Here is an 18,347-nt window from a genome sequence, read left to right as displayed (position 1 = left end):
GGAACAGGCTTTGCACGTCCAGGAATGGCTGGAGACCGTGCCCGCGGTCAGCATCTACATCCTGGTGGGGGTGGTCATCGGTGTGGAGAGTCTCGGCATTCCCCTGCCCGGTGAGATCGTCCTCGTCAGTTCGGCACTGCTGGCCTCGCAGCACGGCGAGATCGACCCGTACATCCTGGGTGCGTGCGCCACGGCGGGCGCGATCATCGGTGACTCGATCGGGTACGCCATCGGGCGCAAGGGCGGGCGGCCGCTGCTCGCCTGGATGGGCAACAGATTCCCCAGACACTTCGGGGAGGCCCAGATCGCCATGGCGGAGCGGTCGTTCCAGAAGTGGGGCATGTGGGCGGTCTTCTTCGGCCGTTTCGTCGCCCTGCTGCGGATTTTCGCGGGACCGCTCGCGGGTGTGCTGCGCATGCCCTACTGGAAGTTCCTGATCGCCAACGTCCTGGGCGGCATCGTCTGGGCGGGCGGCACCACGGCCGTCATCTACTCGGTGGGCGTGGTCGCGGAGGCATGGCTGAAGCGCTTCTCCTGGCTGGGGCTGGTCGCCGCGGTGCTCTTCGGTCTGGCGTCGATGCTGGTGCTGAAGAACCGGGCGAAGAAGGCTGCGGAGAAGGCGGAGGCGGAGAAGTCCGAAGCGGAGAAGGCGGACGCCGAGCGGCAGGATCCCGTGCCGGTCGCCGTCGACTGACTTCCGGCAGCTCTACGGAGCTTGTGCACGCCCCCGGCGCCTGAACGGTACCGGGGGCGTCGCCGTGAGGGTTTCCTCAACCCGCCGCAGGGGCCTCAGGCTCGGAGACCTTCTGTACGGTGCCGCCGGCCGCCGACGCGTACGCCGCGAGCACCGTGGCGACCACGTCCCGGCCGGTGCGGGCGGTGACCGCGGGCGGCCGTTCACCCCGTACCGCCGCGGTGAAGTCGCGCAGCTGCTCGCTGAAGGCGAGGGCGACGTCGTCGTTGGTGTCGCTGGGCGCACGCAGCTCGCGCGGTGTGCCCGAGCCGTCCGCCAGCCACAGCCCCTCGGCCTTGGAGGCTCTCAAGGTGCCCAGCTCACCGGTGATCTCGAACTCGTCGAGGTCGGAGAGCGCCCCGGCCGTCACGGAGACCGTGGCCCGGATGCCACCCGCCAGCGCCAGGTGCAGCAGGCCCTCGGTCTCCACGGTGCCGCCCCGGCCAACGATCCGGGCGTCCACGTACAGCGGGCGGGCGTCCGTGATCCAGGTGACGCGGTCGATGCAGTGAGCGCCGATGTTCATCACGGCGCCGCCGCCCGCGAGCGCGGGGTCGAAGAACCAGGCCGGGCGGTGGCCGGGCCGGTAGTCGGTGGCCCGGCGGTCGACGACCGACACCGGGGCACCTATCAGCCCTTCGCGGACCGCCCGGTGGGCGGCGGCAGTGAGCGGCAGATAGTGCTGAATATGTCCGAGAAAGAGCGCAACACCCGCCTCGGCAAAGGCTGTTGAGACCTCGTCGCAGTCGCTGAGGGTGGTCGCCATCGGCTTTTCGAGCAGTACCGGGACGCCCGCGCGGGCTGCCGCCAGCGCCGGCTCGGCGTGCAGGGCATGCGGGGTGCACACCACCAGAGCGTCGACCAGGCCCTCGTCCAGCATCTGCGTGAAGCCACGGGTCACCTTGGCGCCGGTGAGGTCGGCCAGGGAGCGGGCGCGGTCGTCGGCGAGGTCATGGACGGCACTCACCCGGGCCTCCCCGGGCAGGCCGAGGGCAGCCTCGGCGTGCAGACGGGCAGCGCCGCCCGCACCGACGAGTCCGAGCCGTACGGCACCTGTGGGGGGCACTGCTGAGGGCATGACTACCTCGCTGGTCCGGGGAGCTGAGCCCTCACCCTCTGCAATTCAACCCTCAAATACAACCCATTGTGAGGAATGAATTAGTCGCCGACGGGCCCCGTGGAGTCCCGCACCACCAGCCGGGGCACCACCAGCTGCTGCACCACCGGCGCCGACGGGTTCTCGATCCTGCGCAGCAGGGTGCGCGCCGCGAGCCGCCCCACCTCGGCCTTCGCCGGGGAGACCGCGGTCAGCGGCACCTCGGACAGCTCGGCCACCTCGTCGTCGTACCCGACCAGCGAAAGGTCCCCGGGGACTGCGAGCCCGCGCCGCCTGGCCGCCGAGACCAGCAGGGCCGCCTCCCGGTCCGCGAAGCAGACCACCGCGGTCGCGCCGGCGGCGAGCAGTTCGTCGAGGAAGGCGTCCGCGTCCGGGAGGTCCCACCTGGCCCGTCCCGCGTACGGGGCGTCCGCCGGGTCGAGCCCGGAGTCCGCCAGCGCCGTACGGAATCCGGCGGCAACGGCGTCCGCCGTGAACGGGCTGTGGCGCTGCAGGTAGCCGATGCGGGTGTGGCCCAGCGCGACCAGGTGACGGACGGCGACATACGCCCCGGCGGAATGATTCGAGCAGACGAATTCATGGTGGTCGGCGGCAGTCGCGAAGCGCCGCTCCACCATCACCACCGGCACCCCCAGCGAGCGCACCGCGTCGTGCTGCGGCATCGGATCCGCCCCCGGCTCCAGCTCGGGGACCAGCAGCAGTCCGGTCGCCCCCGCGGACAGCATCCCCTCGACGGCGGACCGCTCCCGGGTCGCGTCGTAACCCGTGCTGCGGATCATCATCTGGGCGCCACCGCGCGTCAGTTCGGCCTCGATGGCCGCGATGATCCGGGGATAGTAGTACGTCATCGACGGCACGCAGATACCCACCACGGGACCGGGCCGCGACGAACCGGAAGAAGTGCCTGCGCCCTGCGCCGCCTCGCCCGCGATGTACGTCCCCGAACCCTGCCGCCGGTAGACCAGGCCGTCGGCCACCAGCAGGTCGACCGCCCTGCGCACCGTGTTGAGGCTGACCCCCTGCTCCTTGGCGAGCTGCTGCTCGGTGGGCAGACGGCCGTCCGGCCAGCGCAGTTCGGCGACGCCGCGGCGCAGTTCCTCGGCGAGGCGGCGGAACTTCTCCCCGCGTGCGGCGGGCTGCCGGGGGGCGGTCATCGAGCCTCCAAGGGATGTATCAGCGTATGTATCGAGCGAGTCACGGAAAATTCATTCGTACGAATGTCTTGACCTTAGTGCAGCGGCGGCAACAGAATCCGGGTCATTCCTTCCTTCCCCTGCTGGTCCTCCTTCGGTGCCTGCTGCGCATGCGCCCGAGAACGGTGGTGTCCCATGAGACTTCGTACCACGACCAGGAGCACGGCTCTCCTTGCCGTAGCCGCTCTGGCCATGACCCTCACGGCCTGCGGTGGCAGCGTCGGCAGCGGCGGCGCCGACTCCAAGGAGTTCACGTACTGGTCGATGTACAAGGAGGACGAGCCCCGCGCCAAGGTCATCAGGGACGCGGTCGCCGCCTTCACCAAGGAGACCGGCATCAAGGTGCAGCTGGTCTTCCAGGGCCGCGAGGTGCTCAACAAGCTCCAGCCGACCCTGGTGGGCGGCAACGTGGCGGCCGACCTGGTCGACCAGAGCCAGTTCAAGATCCGCGACACCCTGGCCGCGACCGGCAACGCCCGTGATCTGTCCGGTGTGTACGACGCCAGGATCACCGGCGAGACCAAGACCGTCGGTGAGACCGTTCCCAAGGCGTACCAGGACCTGGTGAAGGACAAGGAGGGCCAGACCTATCTGATCCCCACCAACGTCCAGACCTGGCAGGTCTTCTACAACAAGAAGCAGCTCCCGGAGGTCGCGGCCGAGCCCCCGCGGAGCTTCGACGAGTTCATCGCCGTCCTCGACAGCCGCAAGGCGGCCGGAAAGGCCCCGCTGGCCCTGGACGGCGACATCCTCACCTATGTCGACCAGTGGGTCTCCACCCTGATGATCCGCGAGCTGGGTGCGGGGAACTGGAAGAAGGTCCTGGAGGACCGGTCCGGCGAGGGTTTCGAGAGGCCCGAGGTGCTGAAGGCGGCCCGGAACGCCGAGAAGATCGGCAAGGGCGGGTACTTCGTCAGCGGCTGGGATGCCAGCAAGTTTCCGGCGATCCAGCAGAAGTGGGCGCAGAACAAGGCCGACTTCCTCTACATGGGCACCTGGGGCCCCTCCGAGACCGGTGAGATCGCGGGCAGGGACTTCGAGTACGGCTCCTTCCCGTTCCCCACGACTGCCGCCGGGCACGACTCTGAGCAGGCCAGCCTCTACGGCTACGGCATCCCCAGGAAGGCGAGGAACGGCGGCGCCGCCGAGAAGTTCATCCAGTTCTTCCTCGGCAAGAAGTGGATGGACCGCCTCGCCACCGAGGAGAAGTCCCTCACCGTCCGCGCGGACGTCCCCGCGGTCAAGGACCTCCAGGGCTCGCAGCAGGCACTCAGGGACGCGGGCTCCATCCATGTCGCGCAGGACGGCGCCGAAGGCATGTCCGACTGGGAGACCAAGATCGCTCAGCCGCTCAGCAAGAAGCTCATGTCCGGCCGGATCGACGCCGCCGGATATGTCGCCGAGCTGAAGAAGAGCACCGTCAACTGGTGGAAGGCCAACGGCTGATGAGCACCACGGCCCCGGCCGACACACACGACGTAAGAACCGCGAAGAGCGAGACCGGGGAGACCGGGGCCAGGAAGGGCGAGGCCAGGAAGAACGAGACCGGGAAGGAAAGGGACGAGACGGCAAGTCCGCTCCAGCGGGCCCGCCGCAAACTCTTCCTGCCGTTCGTCGGCCCGGCGATGATCCTCTACATCCTGGCGATCGTCCTGCCCACCGGCTTCACCCTGGTGCTGTCCTTCGCCAAGTGGGCCGGTTCAGGGCCCGTCGAGTGGGTGGGCTTCGCCAACTACAAGCGCCTCTGGTACGACGACGTCTTCGCGTCCTCCTTCGGCAACACCCTGCTGATCCTTTTCGGCGTCGGCTTCTTCACCTTCCTGCTCAGCTTCTTCTTCACCACGGTGCTGCGCGAGATGGCGGGCCGGAAGTTCGTCCGCGCGGTGATCTTCTTCCCCAACGCCGTCTCCGCGCTGGCCATCTCGATCCTCTGGGGCTTCCTCTTCCAGGCGGACGGCCTGATCAACAAGATCATGTCCGCCGTCGGCGTCGACACCCCGCCGCGCTGGCTCGCCGACGACAACCTCTTCCACGTCATCTGCATCGGCCTCGTCTGGATCAACACCGGCTTCTACACGACCATCCTGATGGCCGCCGTGGACCGCATCCCGATCACCCTCTACGAGGCTGCCGACCTCGAAGGCGCCAACGCCTGGCAGAAGTTCCGGCACGTCACGCTGCCGATGATGTGGGACGCCGTGGCGGTCAGCGCCACCCTCTGGGTGATCAGCGCGGTCAAGATCTTCGAGTTCGTGTACGTCTTCGCCGGCGCCGCCGGATCCACCCCGACCACCAAGTCCTGGACGCTGTCCCTGTACGCCTTCGCCGAGGCCTTCCAGCCGACCGGTGTGGCCAGGTTCGGCGCCTCCGCCGCGGCGACGGTCGTGACGCTCGTACTGATCGTCCTCCTGATCGTGCTGACCCGGCGGGTCACGCGTCGAGAGTCCCTGGAGTTCTGACCATGGCCCACCGCACCCTGCCCCGCCCGGAACGGTCCAGCCCGGATCAGTCCCCGCCAGATCGGTCCCGCCCCACTCCGTCCCGCCCCGAGCGGCCCCGTCCGGTGCTGCACGCGCGGCCTCCCCGCAAGCTGCGGATGCCGCGCGCCCAACACCTCGTGCACGGTTTCGTCTGGACGATGGTCGCCTTCGACCTGTTGGTGCTGGCCTGGATGGCGCTGTCCTCGTTCAAGACCGCGCGGGAGATCTTCGCGACGCCGTTCGGACTGCCCGAGAGCTGGCAGCTGGAGAACTGGGCCCGCGCCTGGGAGGTCGGCGACTTCGGCCCGGCCCTCGTCCGCACCCTTGTGGTGGTCGCGGCCACCGCCGTCGGCACGGTGGCGGTGGCCGCCCCGGCGGCGTACGCGCTGAGCAGGTTCGGTGCCCGCTCGGCGGCCCCGATGACCTCGTTCCTCGCGATGGGCCTGGGCATCCCGGTGCAGGCGATCATGCTGCCGCTGTTCGTGGCGATGTCGCAGATCGGCCTGGTCAACAGCCTCAGCGGGCTGATCCTGGTCTACATCGCGACCTCCGTGCCCTTCGCGGTCTTCTTCCTCACCGCGTTCTTCCGCAGCCTTTCGGCGGAGCTGGAGGAGGCGGCGGCGCTCGACGGGGCGTCCCCGTGGCGGACGTTCTGGCAGATCATGCTGCCGCTGGCCCGCTCCGGCATCGTCACCCTGGTCATCCTCAACGTCATCGGCCACTGGAGCGAGGGCATGCTGGCCCTGATCTTCCTCCAGGACCCGCAGCAGCAGACCCTCTCGCTCGCCCTGCTCGGCTTCATGTCCCGGGTGCAGTTCAGCGGCGCCGACTGGGGTGGGCTGTTCGCCGCGATCGGTCTGGTCGTACTGCCGCTGCTCCTTGTCTACCTCTGGCTCGGCCGCCGGATCATCGAGGGCATGACCCTCGGCAGCGGCAAGTAACTCCGAAGGCCGGCCTCGGGAGACGGCCGACGCGCCACCCCCGCTCCACGGCGTCCGGCGGAGGTCGTCTACGGTGCCCGGCAGGACAGCGGCGCGGCAGCGGACCCGAGTACCGACGAAGGAGCACGGCATGGCAGAGACAGCAGGTCAGCCCTTGATCATGAGCGTGGGCAGCAGGACGCCCCAGCTCGCCCCCGAGGCCTTCGCCGCCCCCACCTCCGTGGTCGTCGGCGAGGTCACCATGGAGGCGGGGGCCAGCGTCTGGTACCACGCGGTGCTGCGCGCCGACTGCGGTCCCATCGTGCTGGGCGCCGACTCCAACATCCAGGACAACTGCACGGTGCACGTCGACCCCGGCTTCCCGGTGACCGTCGGCGAACGGGTCTCGGTGGGCCACAACGCCGTACTGCACGGCTGCACCGTCGAGGACGACGTCCTCGTCGGCATGGGCGCCACCGTCCTCAACGGTGCGGTGATCGGCGCCGGATCCCTGGTCGCCGCCCAGGCGCTGGTCCCGCAGGGCATGCGGGTCCCGCCGGGCTCGCTGGTCGCGGGCGTACCGGCGAAAGTGCGGCGTGAACTGACCGAGGAGGAGCGCGAGGGCATCAAGGTCAACGCCCTCATGTACCGCGAGCTGGCCGCACAGCACGCGCAAGCGGTCCGCGAGCGGGGCTGAGACGCCTCGGCGCGGAAGGCCGGGCCCCAGCCTGCCCGAAAGGAGCCTGCCCGAAAGGAACCTGCCCGAAAGGCCAGGCGCACCCGGCGCGGAAGCCTTGGCGCACCTTGCCCGGACGGCCTCCCCGCTCCCGTACCGCCGGCGACGGCCCACCCCGCACAGATCGTCAGGGACCGCCACCCGAACTACTGCGTCCAGCGGCGCCACAGATCCGAATGGACGTAACCCGGTCAGCCCCGCAATAGCCCGCATCGTGCACGGTATGCCTATTTTCGTCCCATTCTTCGTCACACAGGAGACAGGCATGCGCACCATAGTCGGACGTGCGGTGGCGGCTTCGGCCCTGGCCGTCATCGCTCTCGCACCCCTCACCGGCGTCGCTGCGGCAAGCACGGTGGATCAGACGGCCAAATCGACGGCAGCGGCGGACCGCTGCTGGAGTCACCACGGTCACTGGTACTGCTCGGACGACCCGTGGCACCACCACCACGGCGGCGTCGGCGTCGGCGTCGGCCTGGGACTGGGCATTCTGCTCTGATCCCGGCCCGTACCACCGCTTGACCGGAAGACCGTGGGGCCGTTCGGCGCATCGTCCCAGTGCGCCGGACGGCCCTTCGCCGTACCGAGGCGGTGGGGTGAAGATCACAGGAAGTCGCACTGAACACCCCGCCCGCCGCCGACTACCGTGTGCGGGTGCCGAAGAACAGAAACACGTTCTCATTCGCCGCCCGGGCCGCCGCTCTCGCCCGGTCCGCCGAGACCGCCCGCGCGGTACTCGCCGACCTCTCCGGTGCGCGGCGCCGCGCGACGACCCGGGCCGTGCAGGGCGGCTGGCGGCTGGTGAAGCAGGCCGGAGCGGTCAGCGCGGAGCGACCCGGACGGCTGCGGTTCGGCTCCATCGGGCACGCCACCAAGCTCGCGTTCCCGCAGGGCACCGTCTTCGGCGAGCGCTGGATCCACCTCGGTGACTACTGCATCGTCGGCGAGAGCGTCACCCTCACCGCCGGCATGATGCCCGACCTGGACCTCGGCCCCGACCCCATCCTCACCCTCGGCAACGGCGTCGTCCTCGGCCGGGGCAGCCACATCATCGCCGACACCACCATCACCATCGGCGACGACTGCTACTTCGGGCCGAACGTCTATGTGACGTCCACCAACCACAGTTACGACGACCCCGAGACCCCGATCGGCAAGCAGTGGCCCCGGGTGGATCCGGTATCCATCGGCCCCGGCTGCTGGGTGGGCACCGGGGCGGTCATCCTGCCGGGTGCCAGGCTCGGACGTAACGTCGTGGTCGCCGCGGGCGCGGTGGTACGGGGAGAGGTGCCCGACCACTCGGTGGTGGCGGGGGCGCCCGCCAAGGTGGTCCGCAGCTGGGACAAGGAGAATGGCTGGCAGCCTCCGCTGCGTACCCCCGCACCGGTGCCGATACCGGCTGACATCACCCCCGAACAACTGGTCGCGCTGGCCGAGTTGGACCACGAGGCATCCTGAATCCCACCCGTCCCGGCCGATCCTCGGTTCCGGAGCCGGTGCTCCAGTAAAGTGAACCGGCCGTCCAAGAGAGTGGACGGCAGTCACTCCTGGCCATCGCTGACTCCTGGCCCTCTCTGAGACGGACGGAACGTGTCGGACCTCGACCAGCTCACCCAGTCGCTCGCCCGCAACCTCAAGCGCTGGCGCGGTGAACGGGGCTTCACGCTGGACGCGCTGGCCACCCGCGCGGGCGTCAGCCGGGGCATGATCATCCAGATCGAGCAGGCCCGCACCAACCCCAGCGTGGGGACGACGGTGAAGCTGGCGGATGCCCTCGGCATCAGCATCAGCACCCTCCTCGACCACGAACAGAGCGCCCAGGTCCGGGTGATGACGGCCGAGCAGTCCGTACGGATGTGGTCCACCGCGGCGGGCAGCCACGCCACCCTGCTGGTCGGCACCGACAAACGCGGGCCCCTGGAGTTGTGGACCTGGCTCCTGATGCCCGGCGACACCAGCCTCTCCGACCCGCACCCCCCGGGCAGCACCGAACTCCTGCGGGTCACGGCGGGCGAGTTGACCCTGGTCGTCGACGGCACGCCCCACGCGGTGCCGGCCGGTGCGTCGGCGTCCTTCGAGGCCGATGTCCCGCACGCGTACCGCAACGACGGCCACCAGCCCGTGGAGTTGACGATGGCGGTGGCCATCGCGCCGGTCAGATGAGCTCGTCGGGGCGGCCGTGGCGCGAGGCAGCCGGGGGAGCCCTACGATGCCGGGTGAGCTTTACGATGGCGGACGTTGAAGACGGCAGTGGAACGGGGGACCCGTGGACGAGAACACCTTCCCGGTGCGGCACGGTGGGCAGCTGCCCGCCCAGAACCAGGGACAGCCCCCGGTACCGGCCGGCCCGCCCTGGGGCCCGATGGACGACCACCTGCTCTACACCTGCGGCGTCGTCCACGACCTCGCGCAGGGAAACCTCCCGCACCGCCCGCCCCTGCCGACCACCACCCGCCTGGCCCCGGGCGAACTCTCGCTGGCCGCGGGCCCGGCCGCCCGCTCCACCTTCCGCCCCCTCGGCGACGGCTCCTACACCCAGACCAGCACCATGGCCATGGGCTCCACCGGCTTCGTCGTCGGCGCCCTCGCCGTCAACGCCATGGGCAACGCCTCACGCAGAAGCCAGGCACAGGCCAACGCCCAGTCGCGCTGGGTCCTGGAGGGCCACGGCGAAGTCACCGTCACCGACCGGCGGGCCATCTTCGGCCACCCTCAGTCCTGGCTCGACCTCCCCTGGTCCGGGCTCGCCACGATGGACCTGGCCGCCCCCGACACCTTCGAGTGCGCCTTCCACGACATCCACGGCAAGGGCTACACCACGGTCCGCCTGCACAGCCTCTGGGCGTCCCTGATCTTCGTACTCGCCGCCCACGCGGCCTTCCCGGCCCACCCCCGACTGCTCTCCCACGGCTGGCTGCCGCCAGGCTTCGAGGCGCGGGCCGCCGCGTACGGACGGCCGTGCCCGTCCGTACGGTAGGCGGGGCTCCCCGGGGGCCGGTGGCTCAGCCCAGCTTGGGGATCTCGATCGCCGGGCAGCGGTCCATGGTCATCTCCAGACCGGCCGCCAGGGTCCGCTCGTAGGCCGGCTCGTCGACCACGCCGAGCTGGAACCAGACCGCCTTCGCGCCTCTGGCCACCGCCTCGTCGGCGACCGCGCCCGCCAGTTCGCTGTTCACGAAGACGTCCACCACGTCGACCTCGAAGGGGATGTCGGCGAGCGAGGCGTAACCCTTCTCGCCGTGCACCTCCTCGGCCTTCGGGTGGACGGGGACGATCCGCTTGCCGAAGCGCTGGAGGACCTCGGCGACGCCGTACGCCGCGCGGGAGCGGTTGTTGGAGAGGCCGACCACCGCCCAGGTGTCGCCGCTCTCGGTGAGGATCTTGCGGACGGTTTCCTTCTCGCCGTACATGCGGTGCCTCCTGGGGCTTCGTGATGGCTCTGCGCCGGGCCTATGTGCTGGGCCTCTGTGCCGGGCCTCTGTGCTGGTCAGAACGTACCGGTGGGGCGCGGAATTCCGCCGCCGCATAGGGTGGGCCGCATGCAGGAGCAGTACCGGACCGTCGCCGCCGCGGGCATGCACGAGGCCGAGATCAACCGCTCGCGCTTCCTCTGCTCCCTCGCACCCGCCGCCACCGAGCAGGAGGCGCAGGACTTCGTCGCGCGCATCCGCAGGCAACACCCCACCGCCTCGCACAACTGCTTCGCGTACGTCGTCGGCGCCGACGCCGGAATCCAGAAGGCGAGCGACGACGGCGAGCCGGGCGGCACCGCCGGGGTGCCGATGCTCCAGATGCTGATGCGACGTGAGATGCGTTACGTCGTGGCCGTCGTCACCCGCTACTACGGCGGGGTGAAGCTCGGCGCCGGTGGCCTGATCAGGGCGTACGGGGGTGTCGTCGGTGAAGCGCTGGACGAGCTCGGCACCCTCACCCGGCAGCGGTTCCGCCTCGCCACCGTGACCGTCGATCACCAGCGCGCGGGCAAGCTGGAGAACGACCTGCGGGCCACCGGGCGGGCGGTGCGCGAGGTGCGGTACGCGGAGGGCGTGACGATCGAGATCGGGCTGCCGGACGCCGATGTGGAGGCCTTCCGCGGATGGCTCGCGGACGCGACGGCAGGCACCGCCGGGTTCGAGCTGGGCGGCGAGGCGTACGGCGACGCCTGAGGTCAGGGGTGGGGTGGATTCCCCCGTTGCCGCACGGGTTGTCGGACCCTCCCTTTACTCTCGTGAACCATGAGGCTTCTGCATACGTCCGACTGGCATCTGGGCCGGTCCTTCCACCGGGTGGCGCTGCTCGACGCGCAGGCCGCGTATCTGGATCACCTGGTCGAGGTCGTGCGGGAGCACGAGGTGGACGCGGTGCTGGTCGCCGGGGACGTGTACGACAGGGCGGTGCCGCCGCTGGCCGCCGTGGAGCTCTTCGACCGGGCCCTGCACCGGCTCGCCGCCGAGGGAGTGCCCACGGTGATGATCTCCGGCAACCACGACTCGGGCCGGCGTCTGGGCGTGGGCGCGGGCCTCATGGAGCACGCGGGCATCCACCTGCGCACCGATCCGGCGGGCTGCGCCACTCCCGTCGTGCTGTCGGACGCGCACGGCGAAGTCGCCTTCTACGGGCTGCCCTATCTGGAGCCCGCGCTGGTACGGGAGCAGCTGGGTGCCGCGAAGGCACGGCACGAGGACGTGCTGGCCGCGGCGATGGACCGGGTCCGCGCCGACCTCGCCGCACGGCCGGCGGGCACCCGCTCAGTGGTCCTGGCGCACGCCTTCGTCGCGGGCGGCGAGCCCAGCGACAGCGAGCGGGACATCACCGTCGGGGGAGTGGCGGCAGTCCCCGCCGGGGTGTTCGCGGGCGTCGACTACGTGGCCCTCGGTCATCTGCACGGCTCGCAACGGGTCTCCGAGCGGGTCCGCTACTCCGGCTCGCCGCTCGCCTACTCCTTCTCCGAGGTCGACCACCGCAAGACCATGTGGCTGATCGACCTGGGCCCCGACGGCACGGTCGTCGGCGACGAACGGCTCGACTGCCCGGTGCCCCGCGGCCTGTCCCGCCTGCGCGGACACCTCCAGGAGCTGCTCGACGACCCCGCCCTCGACCGGCACGAGGACTCCTGGGTCGAGGCCACCCTCACCGACCCGGTCCGCCCCGACGACCCGATGGCCCGGCTCGCCGCCCGCTTCCCGCACGTCCTCAGCCTGGTCTTCGCACCCGAACGCGCCCCGGACGACCCTCAGGTCTCGTACGCCCAGCGGCTCAAGGGGCGCGACGACCAGCAGATCGCGGAGGACTTCGTGGCGCATGTGCGCGGCGGCAGCGGCGCGGACGCGCACGAACGGGCGGTGCTGCGGGGCGCGTTCGACGACGTACGGGTGGAAGAGACCCTGCACGAGGTGGCCCGATGAGAATCCACTCCCTGCGGATCACCGCCTTCGGGCCCTTCGGCGGCGTCCAGGAAGTCGACTTCGACACCCTGTCGGCCGCCGGGCTCTTCCTGTTGCACGGGCCGACCGGTGCGGGCAAGACCTCCGTGCTCGATGCCGTCTGCTTCGCGCTGTACGGGTCGGTGCCGGGCGCCCGAGAGACGCGCGGGCTCACCCTGCGCAGCGACCACGCGGACCCTGGGGTACGCACCGAGGTGGTGCTCGACCTCACCGTCGGCGGGCGGCGCCTGGAGATCACCCGGCAGCCCGCCCAGCAGCGCCCCAAGAAGCGCGGCGACGGCTTCACCACCGAAAAGGCCCAGAGCTGGCTGCGTGAGTACCACGTCCAGGGCGGTCAATGGCGGGCGCTCAGCCGCTCCCACCAGGAGATCGGTGAGGAGATCGGGCAGCTCGTCGGGATGAGCCGCGAGCAGTTCTGCCAAGTGGTGCTGCTGCCGCAGGGCGAGTTCGCCCGCTTTCTGCGCGCCGACGCGGAAGCCCGCGGCAAGCTCCTCGGCAAGCTCTTCGACACCCGCCGCTTCGCCGCCGTCGAGGACCGCCTGACCGCACTGCGCCGCGCCGCCGAACAGCAGGTCAAGGCCGGGGACGACAAGCTGCTCTCGCTCGCCGAGCGGATGGCGCAGGCGGGCGGGGCGGCGGCCGCCGACTGGCCCGCACCCGACCAGAAGCCCGGGGACCCCGGACTCGCCGAGTCCGTGCTCGGCTGGGCCGCCGTCGCCCGCAGCGGCGCCCGCGAACGACGCGACATCGCCTCCGCCGCCGCGCTGGCCACCGAGAGCCGGCGGGCCGCCGCCCGCCGCGCACTGGAGGAGACCCGCGAACTGGCCAGGCTCCAGGCACGGTTCGCCGAGACCGAGCGGCGGGCCGAGGTGCTGGAGGAACACCACGAGGAGTTCGACGGGCTCTGCCGCCGGCAGGACCTGGCCCGTGCCGCGGAACGGGTCGCCCCCGCGCTGGGGCTGCGCAACGCCGCCGAACAGGAGCACCGCGACGCCCACCGCGCCCACGAGGCGGCCCGCGCCAAGCTGCCGCCCCACCTCGTCGAAGCGGGCGCCGAGCAACTGGCCGAGCAGGAACGGGGGATACGGCAGGAACTCGGCGGCCTGGACTCCGCCCGCCGGGCCGAGCAGCGCAGCGCCCTCGTCCGGGCCGAGCGCACCGACCTCGACCGGCAGGCCCGCGCCGACGACGACCTCCTCCAGGAGGCCGCGGAGTGGCTGGCCGACTGGGACACCGTACGAAGGCGGCACCAGGAGCGCATCGAGGCCGCTCAGGAGGCAGCCACCCGGGCCGGACATCTGGAGTCCCAGCTCGAACCCGCACGGGCCAGGCTGGAGGCGGCCCGCCGCAGGGACGAACTGGAACAGCGGGTCGCGGTCGGCGAGGACCGGCTGCGGGCGGCCCGCGACACGGCGGCCGACGCCCGCCAGCGGTGGCACGACCTGCGCGAGCGGCGGCTGAGCGGAATCGCCGCCGAGCTGGCCGACGGCCTGCGCGACGGCGAGGCCTGCAAGGTGTGCGGTGCCACCGCACACCCCGCCCCCGCGCGGGCCGGAGCGGGACATGTCGACCGGGATGCCGAGCAAAGGGCCGAGTCGGCGTACGTCCGGGCGGACGAGGAGCGGTCCCGGACCGAGACCGCACTGTCCCGGCTGCGGGAGTCCCACGCCGCCGCGGGGGCCGCGGCCTCGGACGCCACCGTCACCGAACTCGCCGCACTGGCCGGAGAGCTGCGCGGCGAGCACGCCGAGGCACACCAGCGGGCGTCCGACATGCACGCCGCCCGCGAAACCCTGGACCGGGCCGAACGCGAGCACGGTCGACGGGTCGACACCCAGCAGCAGGCCGAGCGGCGCAGTGCCGCCCGGGTCTCCCGCCGCGAAGCCATGGACGGCGAACTCGCCGTACTGGACGAGGAGTTGCAGCGGGTGCGCGGGGATGCGGGGAGCGTCGCCGAGCAGGCGGGACGGCTGGAGCGGCGGGTCTCCATCCTCGCCGAGGCGGCCGAGGCGGTACGGGAGTACGAGCGGACGGCCACGCAGCTGAAGGCGGCCGACGACCGGCTCGCGGACGCCGCGTTCAAAGCGGGGTTCACCACACCGGAGGAAGCGGCCTCGGCCCTCCTGGACGACGTACGGCAGCGCGAGTTGCAGCGCCGCATCGACGGCTGGCAGGCCGAACGGGCAGCGGTCGCCGAACGGCTGCGGGAGACCGACGCGGCCGAAGCCGCCGACCGGCCGGCCGCCGACCTGGACGGGGCGCTCGCCGGGGTGACCGCCGCCGACCGGCAGCAGCGCGACGCGGCCTCCGCGTACGACGCGGCACAGGAACGGTGCGCGGCGCTGGCCCGGCTGTCTGGGCAGGCCGAGGAGGAGACCCGGCGGCTCGGACCACTGCGCGAGGAGTACGACCGGGTGGCCCGCCTCGCCGGACTCACCGCGGGCACCTCCCACGACAACGAACGCAAGATGCGCCTGGAGTCCTACGTCCTGGCCGCCAGGCTCGAACAGGTCGCCGCCGCCGCGACCGCCCGCCTCCACCGCATGTCGCAGGGCCGCTACACCCTCGTCCACTCCGACGCCAGAACCGGCGGGCGCCGCGCCGGACTCGGACTGCATGTCGTCGACGCCTGGACCGGACGCGAGCGGGACACCGCCACCCTGTCCGGCGGCGAGACCTTCTTCGCGTCCCTCGCGCTCGCGCTGGGGCTCGCCGATGTGGTGACGGAGGAGGCGGGCGGGGTCCGCCTGGACACCCTCTTCATCGATGAGGGCTTCGGCAGCCTCGACGAGGCGACCCTGGACGAGGTCATCGACGTACTGGACTCGCTGCGCGAGCGGGACCGCAGCGTCGGCATCGTCAGCCATGTCGTCGATCTGCGGCAGCGGATCGGCACCCGGCTGGAGGTGGTGAAGGGGCGGGACGGGTCGGCGGTGCGGCACCACCTGTGAGCGGGAGGCTGCGGCGGTGGGTCCGGTGCTCCGCGGTTCAGGGGCTGATGGCGCGGCGCGGCAGCGGAGAGGAGTAGACGACGCTGGTGGTGACCGAACCGAGTGCCCCGATCCGGCCGGACACCTCTTCCAGGTGCTGCATCGAGCGGGCCGCGACCTTCAGTACGAAGCAGTCGTCGCCCGTGACGTGGTGCGCCTCCAGCACCTCGGACGTGGCGTCCAGCAGGTCGTGGAACGGCTTGTAGTTGCCGTGCGGATAACGCAGCCGTACGAACGCCAGGATCGGCATCCCCAGCCGATGGGGCTCGACCACCGCGGAGTACCCGGAGATCACCCCCGCCTCCTCCAGCCTGCGGACCCGTTCGGTCACCGCACTCGACGACATCGAGACAGTGCGCGCCAACTCGGCGAACGTCGCGCGGCCTTCCCGCTGCAGGGCTTCCAGGATGCGCCAGTCCGTGGCGTCCGGTGAATATCCGGTCATGGGCACAGACAACAGGGGAATCACCGGCAGATCAAGAGAAGTGCCGGGGCAATCCACTTCAGAGAAACGATCACCGCTCATAGATTTTGAGCCATGACGAACACGACTTCCGCAGCCGCTCCTGTCGCTCCCGGTGCACCCGCCGTCTCCGCCGCCGCCAACTCCGTGCTGCGGGTGCCGCCCGCGTCCCCCGAGGCCGCTGCCGCGTACTTCGGGGCCTGCCTCGCCTTCCACGCCGATGTCTCCGACGTCGCCTCGGCGCTGGCCGACGCCCGCGCCACGGGCGAGGACCCCGGCTTCGTGGTGATCGACTCGCGCTCCACCGCCTCCTGGGACCAGGGCCACGTCCCCGGCGCCCTCCACCTCCCCACCGCTCTGATCCCCGAGCAGGCCGTCCGCCTCCTCGACAAGTGCGTGCCGGTCGTCACCTACTGCTGGGGCCCCGGCTGCAACGGCGCCACCCGTGCCGCGCTCGCCCTCGCCCAACTCGGCTACCAGGTCAAGGAGATGCTCGGCGGCATCGAGTACTGGATCCGCGAGGGCTTCGAGACCGAGACCTGGGAGGGCCGCGAAACCCGCGACGCCGACCCGCTGACCGCACCGGTCGACGCCGCCGACTGCGGCTGCTGAAACAGGGTGGTCCGGACCGTGGCGCGGTACCCGGGGGAGTGCCAGGATCAGGCGTCCGCGCCAAGGGCAAGCAGTACCCCGACCACTCACTTGAGGAATCCGCCATGAGCCACCCCCCGGCCGGGAGCCGGCCCCCGCACCCCGCCAGGCCCGTACCCCCGCACCCCGCCGGACCCGTACCGCCGCGCCCCACCGCTTCCTTACCCCCGCAGCGGTACCAGCCGTCGCCGCCTGCCCCTGACGCCGCGCCCGCGCTCCCGCCCACCGGGGCCACCAAGCTCTCGACCGTGCTGCTCCTCCTCTCCACGGTCCTCGTCGGACTCATGGCCGGACTCTTCTTCGCCTTCGACGTCTCGGTGATGCCGGGTCTGGCGGCGGGCGACGAGCGTACGTATGTGACCGCGATGCAGCACTTCAATGCGGCGATCGACGGCAACGGGCTCTTCGGCATGGCCTTCGTGGGCGCCCTGCTGCTGGCCGTGGCCTGTGCGTTCGTCGAGTTCCGCAAGGGCCGCCGCAAGGTGGCGTACTGGGCCGCTGCCGCCACCGCGCTCTATCTGGTCGCCGTCGTCCTCACGTTCTCGGTGAACATCCCGCTGAACAACGAGCTGGCCGAGGCCGGCAACGCGGCCAAGCTCACGGACTTCTCCGTCGTGGAGAAGTTCAAGTCGACCTGGGTCACCACCAACATCCTCCGCACCCTGCTGTGCACGGCAGCCCTGACCGCCCTCGCCCGCGCCGTGCTCCTCTACGGCCGCGCCACCCGCTGAACCCCGGACAGCATCCCGAAGAGCCGGTCGGCGTCCGCGTCCGTTGGCAGCCCGCTCACCTGGCCGTCACCCACCTCGACCACCCGCCACTCCCCGTCCGCACGCAGCGCCAGATCGGTGGTCACCCAGCGGCCCCCGAGCGTGCGGACGGCCGGACGCACCGCGGACAGATCAGGTTCGGGCAGCCGGTCCGGCGAATCGGGGTGGGCGGTGACCAGCGCCGCCTCGCCGTCCACCCACCACACCCGGGCCTCCCCGCCCGGTACGAAGTGCTCGAACTCCCGCACCACCAGTCCGCCGGCGAGACTGTCCTCCTGGAGGGCGAAGAAGCGGTTCACCACGGCCGACAGTGCCGCCGTGTTCCCGAGTTCGGGTACGAAGCACGCCTCGTGCCACTCGTGCTTGCGGGACTTCACGAAGTCCTTCACCACGGCGGGACCGCTACCGAGCGGGGCGACGAGTCCGGCCAGCTCGGCAGCTGACGGCGGGGCGCCGCAAGGCAGCTCCCGCCACACGCTGCGCGGGGTCAGCTGCGCGAACTCCTCGTACCAGCCGGGGAGTTCATGTGCCCGGCGGTACGCCTGCGGGCTGCTCAGCAAGGTGCAGCCGCGCTCACCCAGGCCGCGCGCCAAGGCCTCGTAACGGAGCGCGGGAATCATCCAGCCCCGGTACCAGTACGGTCCTGAGCCGTCCGGCACCCGGGCCAGTGCGGCGGGGACGTCCCCGGCGAGCAGGGCGTCGTGATCGAGCAGAGCGACGGCCGCACCGGAGCGGCGCACCGCGGCAGCCTCACCGGCGAACGCCGGATCGGGGCGGCGCGGCCCCAGTGGATCCGAGCAGAAGAGCCAACTCGCGTTCATCGCATCCCGGTTCATCAGCCGTTCACGTG

The 18,347-nt window shown here is 71.2% G+C and carries 19 protein-coding genes; 14 read left to right on the top strand and 5 right to left on the bottom strand.

All coding sequences use genetic code 11. The features are described from left to right. The first annotated feature begins 10 nt into the window (after positions 1–10). Complete coding sequence (locus ACIA73_RS19045) at positions 11–694, top strand: DedA family protein (protein WP_399439718.1); 684 nt, start codon at positions 11–13, stop codon at positions 692–694. Positions 695–770: 76 nt separating this feature from the next. Here ACIA73_RS19045 and ACIA73_RS19040 read toward each other — a convergent pair whose 3' ends face one another. Beyond that, on the bottom strand, positions 771–1,811 hold the full coding sequence (locus ACIA73_RS19040) for a Gfo/Idh/MocA family protein (RefSeq protein ID WP_399439717.1): 1,041 nt from the start codon (positions 1,809–1,811) through the stop codon (positions 771–773). Positions 1,812–1,891: 80 nt separating this feature from the next. Further along, positions 1,892–3,004, bottom strand: coding sequence for a substrate-binding domain-containing protein (locus ACIA73_RS19035; RefSeq protein WP_399439716.1), 1,113 nt, complete (start codon positions 3,002–3,004; stop codon positions 1,892–1,894). A gap of 174 nt (positions 3,005–3,178) precedes the next feature. Here ACIA73_RS19035 and ACIA73_RS19030 point away from each other — a divergent pair, with 174 nt between their 5' ends. The 8 genes from ACIA73_RS19030 (at position 3,179) to ACIA73_RS18995 (ending at position 10,156) form a co-directional block, all read left to right on the top strand. Next, complete coding sequence (locus ACIA73_RS19030; RefSeq protein ID WP_399439715.1) at positions 3,179–4,489, top strand: ABC transporter substrate-binding protein; 1,311 nt, start codon at positions 3,179–3,181, stop codon at positions 4,487–4,489. Next, positions 4,489–5,502: a carbohydrate ABC transporter permease gene (locus ACIA73_RS19025; protein WP_399439714.1), complete on the top strand. Its 1,014-nt coding sequence runs from the start codon at positions 4,489–4,491 to the stop codon at positions 5,500–5,502. The genes ACIA73_RS19030 and ACIA73_RS19025 overlap by 1 nt, the downstream gene beginning before the upstream one ends. Positions 5,503–5,504: 2 nt before the next feature. Continuing rightward, a complete protein-coding gene (locus ACIA73_RS19020) occupies positions 5,505–6,464 on the top strand; it encodes a carbohydrate ABC transporter permease (protein WP_399439713.1) in 960 nt (319 codons plus the stop codon). Positions 6,465–6,624: 160 nt separating this feature from the next. Next, positions 6,625–7,140, top strand: coding sequence for a gamma carbonic anhydrase family protein (locus tag ACIA73_RS19015; RefSeq protein WP_399439803.1), 516 nt, complete (start codon positions 6,625–6,627; stop codon positions 7,138–7,140). Positions 7,141–7,444: 304 nt separating this feature from the next. Then, positions 7,445–7,678: a hypothetical protein gene (locus tag ACIA73_RS19010; protein ID WP_399439712.1), complete on the top strand. Its 234-nt coding sequence runs from the start codon at positions 7,445–7,447 to the stop codon at positions 7,676–7,678. A 155-nt stretch (positions 7,679–7,833) separates the two neighbouring features. Then, positions 7,834–8,637, top strand: coding sequence for an acyltransferase (locus ACIA73_RS19005; RefSeq protein WP_399439711.1), 804 nt, complete (start codon positions 7,834–7,836; stop codon positions 8,635–8,637). Between the two features lie 132 nt (positions 8,638–8,769). Beyond that, positions 8,770–9,342, top strand: coding sequence for a helix-turn-helix domain-containing protein (locus ACIA73_RS19000; protein ID WP_399439710.1), 573 nt, complete (start codon positions 8,770–8,772; stop codon positions 9,340–9,342). A gap of 103 nt (positions 9,343–9,445) precedes the next feature. Then, on the top strand, positions 9,446–10,156 hold the full coding sequence (locus ACIA73_RS18995; RefSeq protein ID WP_399439709.1) for a hypothetical protein: 711 nt from the start codon (positions 9,446–9,448) through the stop codon (positions 10,154–10,156). A 25-nt stretch (positions 10,157–10,181) separates the two neighbouring features. On the opposite strand, the gene ACIA73_RS18990 is transcribed toward ACIA73_RS18995, so the two are convergent. Next, positions 10,182–10,589 carry a CoA-binding protein gene (locus ACIA73_RS18990; RefSeq protein ID WP_399439708.1) on the bottom strand — a complete coding sequence of 136 codons (408 nt, stop codon included), beginning with the start codon at positions 10,587–10,589 and terminating at the stop codon, positions 10,182–10,184. A gap of 129 nt (positions 10,590–10,718) precedes the next feature. On the opposite strand from ACIA73_RS18990, the gene ACIA73_RS18985 reads away from it, so the two are divergent. The 3 genes from ACIA73_RS18985 (at position 10,719) to ACIA73_RS18975 (ending at position 15,574) form a co-directional block, all read left to right on the top strand. Continuing rightward, the gene (locus ACIA73_RS18985; protein WP_399439707.1) at positions 10,719–11,345 is read left to right on the top strand and encodes a YigZ family protein; all 627 of its coding nucleotides are present in this window, start codon (positions 10,719–10,721) and stop codon (positions 11,343–11,345) included. A 69-nt stretch (positions 11,346–11,414) separates the two neighbouring features. Continuing rightward, complete coding sequence (locus ACIA73_RS18980) at positions 11,415–12,584, top strand: exonuclease SbcCD subunit D (RefSeq protein ID WP_399439705.1); 1,170 nt, start codon at positions 11,415–11,417, stop codon at positions 12,582–12,584. Continuing rightward, on the top strand, positions 12,581–15,574 hold the full coding sequence (locus tag ACIA73_RS18975) for an AAA family ATPase (protein WP_399439704.1): 2,994 nt from the start codon (positions 12,581–12,583) through the stop codon (positions 15,572–15,574). Before ACIA73_RS18980 ends, ACIA73_RS18975 begins: the two co-directional genes overlap by 4 nt. Positions 15,575–15,611: 37 nt before the next feature. Here the strand turns inward: ACIA73_RS18975 and ACIA73_RS18970 are convergent, their stop codons facing one another. Continuing rightward, positions 15,612–16,058, bottom strand: coding sequence for an Lrp/AsnC family transcriptional regulator (locus ACIA73_RS18970; protein ID WP_399439702.1), 447 nt, complete (start codon positions 16,056–16,058; stop codon positions 15,612–15,614). A gap of 93 nt (positions 16,059–16,151) precedes the next feature. Here ACIA73_RS18970 and ACIA73_RS18965 point away from each other — a divergent pair, with 93 nt between their 5' ends. After that, positions 16,152–16,688 carry a rhodanese-like domain-containing protein gene (locus ACIA73_RS18965; RefSeq protein ID WP_399439701.1) on the top strand — a complete coding sequence of 179 codons (537 nt, stop codon included), beginning with the start codon at positions 16,152–16,154 and terminating at the stop codon, positions 16,686–16,688. Between the two features lie 104 nt (positions 16,689–16,792). Further along, on the top strand, positions 16,793–17,458 hold the full coding sequence (locus tag ACIA73_RS18960) for a DUF1772 domain-containing protein (protein WP_399439700.1): 666 nt from the start codon (positions 16,793–16,795) through the stop codon (positions 17,456–17,458). Here ACIA73_RS18960 and ACIA73_RS18955 read toward each other — a convergent pair. Then, positions 17,437–18,318: an ATP-grasp domain-containing protein gene (locus ACIA73_RS18955; protein WP_399439699.1), complete on the bottom strand. Its 882-nt coding sequence runs from the start codon at positions 18,316–18,318 to the stop codon at positions 17,437–17,439. The genes ACIA73_RS18960 and ACIA73_RS18955 overlap by 22 nt on opposite strands. Positions 18,319–18,347: the final 29 nt, after the last annotated feature.

The sequence above is a fragment of the Streptomyces sp. NPDC051561 genome, assembly GCF_044454195.1.
GTDB lineage: Bacteria > Actinomycetota > Actinomycetes > Streptomycetales > Streptomycetaceae > Streptomyces.
The sequence above is the reverse complement of the archived record's forward strand: the minus strand, read 5'-3'. Positions and strand labels throughout refer to the sequence as shown.

Bases quoted from the DNA above. Each gene is read 5' to 3' on its own strand.
- ACIA73_RS19030 (WP_399439715.1), top strand. From the start codon at position 3,179: ATGAGACTTCGTACCACGACCAGGAGCACGGCTCTCCTTGCCGTAGCC.
- ACIA73_RS18955 (WP_399439699.1), bottom strand. From the start codon at position 18,318: ATGAACGCGAGTTGGCTCTTCTGCTCGGATCCACTGGGGCCGCGCCGC.
- ACIA73_RS19035 (WP_399439716.1), bottom strand. From the start codon at position 3,004: ATGACCGCCCCCCGGCAGCCCGCCGCACGCGGGGAGAAGTTCCGCCGC.
- ACIA73_RS18980 (WP_399439705.1), top strand. From the start codon at position 11,415: ATGAGGCTTCTGCATACGTCCGACTGGCATCTGGGCCGGTCCTTCCAC.
- ACIA73_RS18975 (WP_399439704.1), top strand. From the start codon at position 12,581: ATGAGAATCCACTCCCTGCGGATCACCGCCTTCGGGCCCTTCGGCGGC.
- ACIA73_RS18990 (WP_399439708.1), bottom strand. From the start codon at position 10,589: ATGTACGGCGAGAAGGAAACCGTCCGCAAGATCCTCACCGAGAGCGGC.
- ACIA73_RS19020 (WP_399439713.1), top strand. From the start codon at position 5,505: ATGGCCCACCGCACCCTGCCCCGCCCGGAACGGTCCAGCCCGGATCAG.
- ACIA73_RS18960 (WP_399439700.1), top strand. From the start codon at position 16,793: ATGAGCCACCCCCCGGCCGGGAGCCGGCCCCCGCACCCCGCCAGGCCC.
- ACIA73_RS18965 (WP_399439701.1), top strand. From the start codon at position 16,152: ATGACGAACACGACTTCCGCAGCCGCTCCTGTCGCTCCCGGTGCACCC.
- ACIA73_RS18970 (WP_399439702.1), bottom strand. From the start codon at position 16,058: ATGACCGGATATTCACCGGACGCCACGGACTGGCGCATCCTGGAAGCC.
- ACIA73_RS19025 (WP_399439714.1), top strand. From the start codon at position 4,489: ATGAGCACCACGGCCCCGGCCGACACACACGACGTAAGAACCGCGAAG.
- ACIA73_RS19040 (WP_399439717.1), bottom strand. From the start codon at position 1,811: ATGCCCTCAGCAGTGCCCCCCACAGGTGCCGTACGGCTCGGACTCGTC.
- ACIA73_RS19010 (WP_399439712.1), top strand. From the start codon at position 7,445: ATGCGCACCATAGTCGGACGTGCGGTGGCGGCTTCGGCCCTGGCCGTC.
- ACIA73_RS19015 (WP_399439803.1), top strand. From the start codon at position 6,625: ATGAGCGTGGGCAGCAGGACGCCCCAGCTCGCCCCCGAGGCCTTCGCC.
- ACIA73_RS18985 (WP_399439707.1), top strand. From the start codon at position 10,719: ATGCAGGAGCAGTACCGGACCGTCGCCGCCGCGGGCATGCACGAGGCC.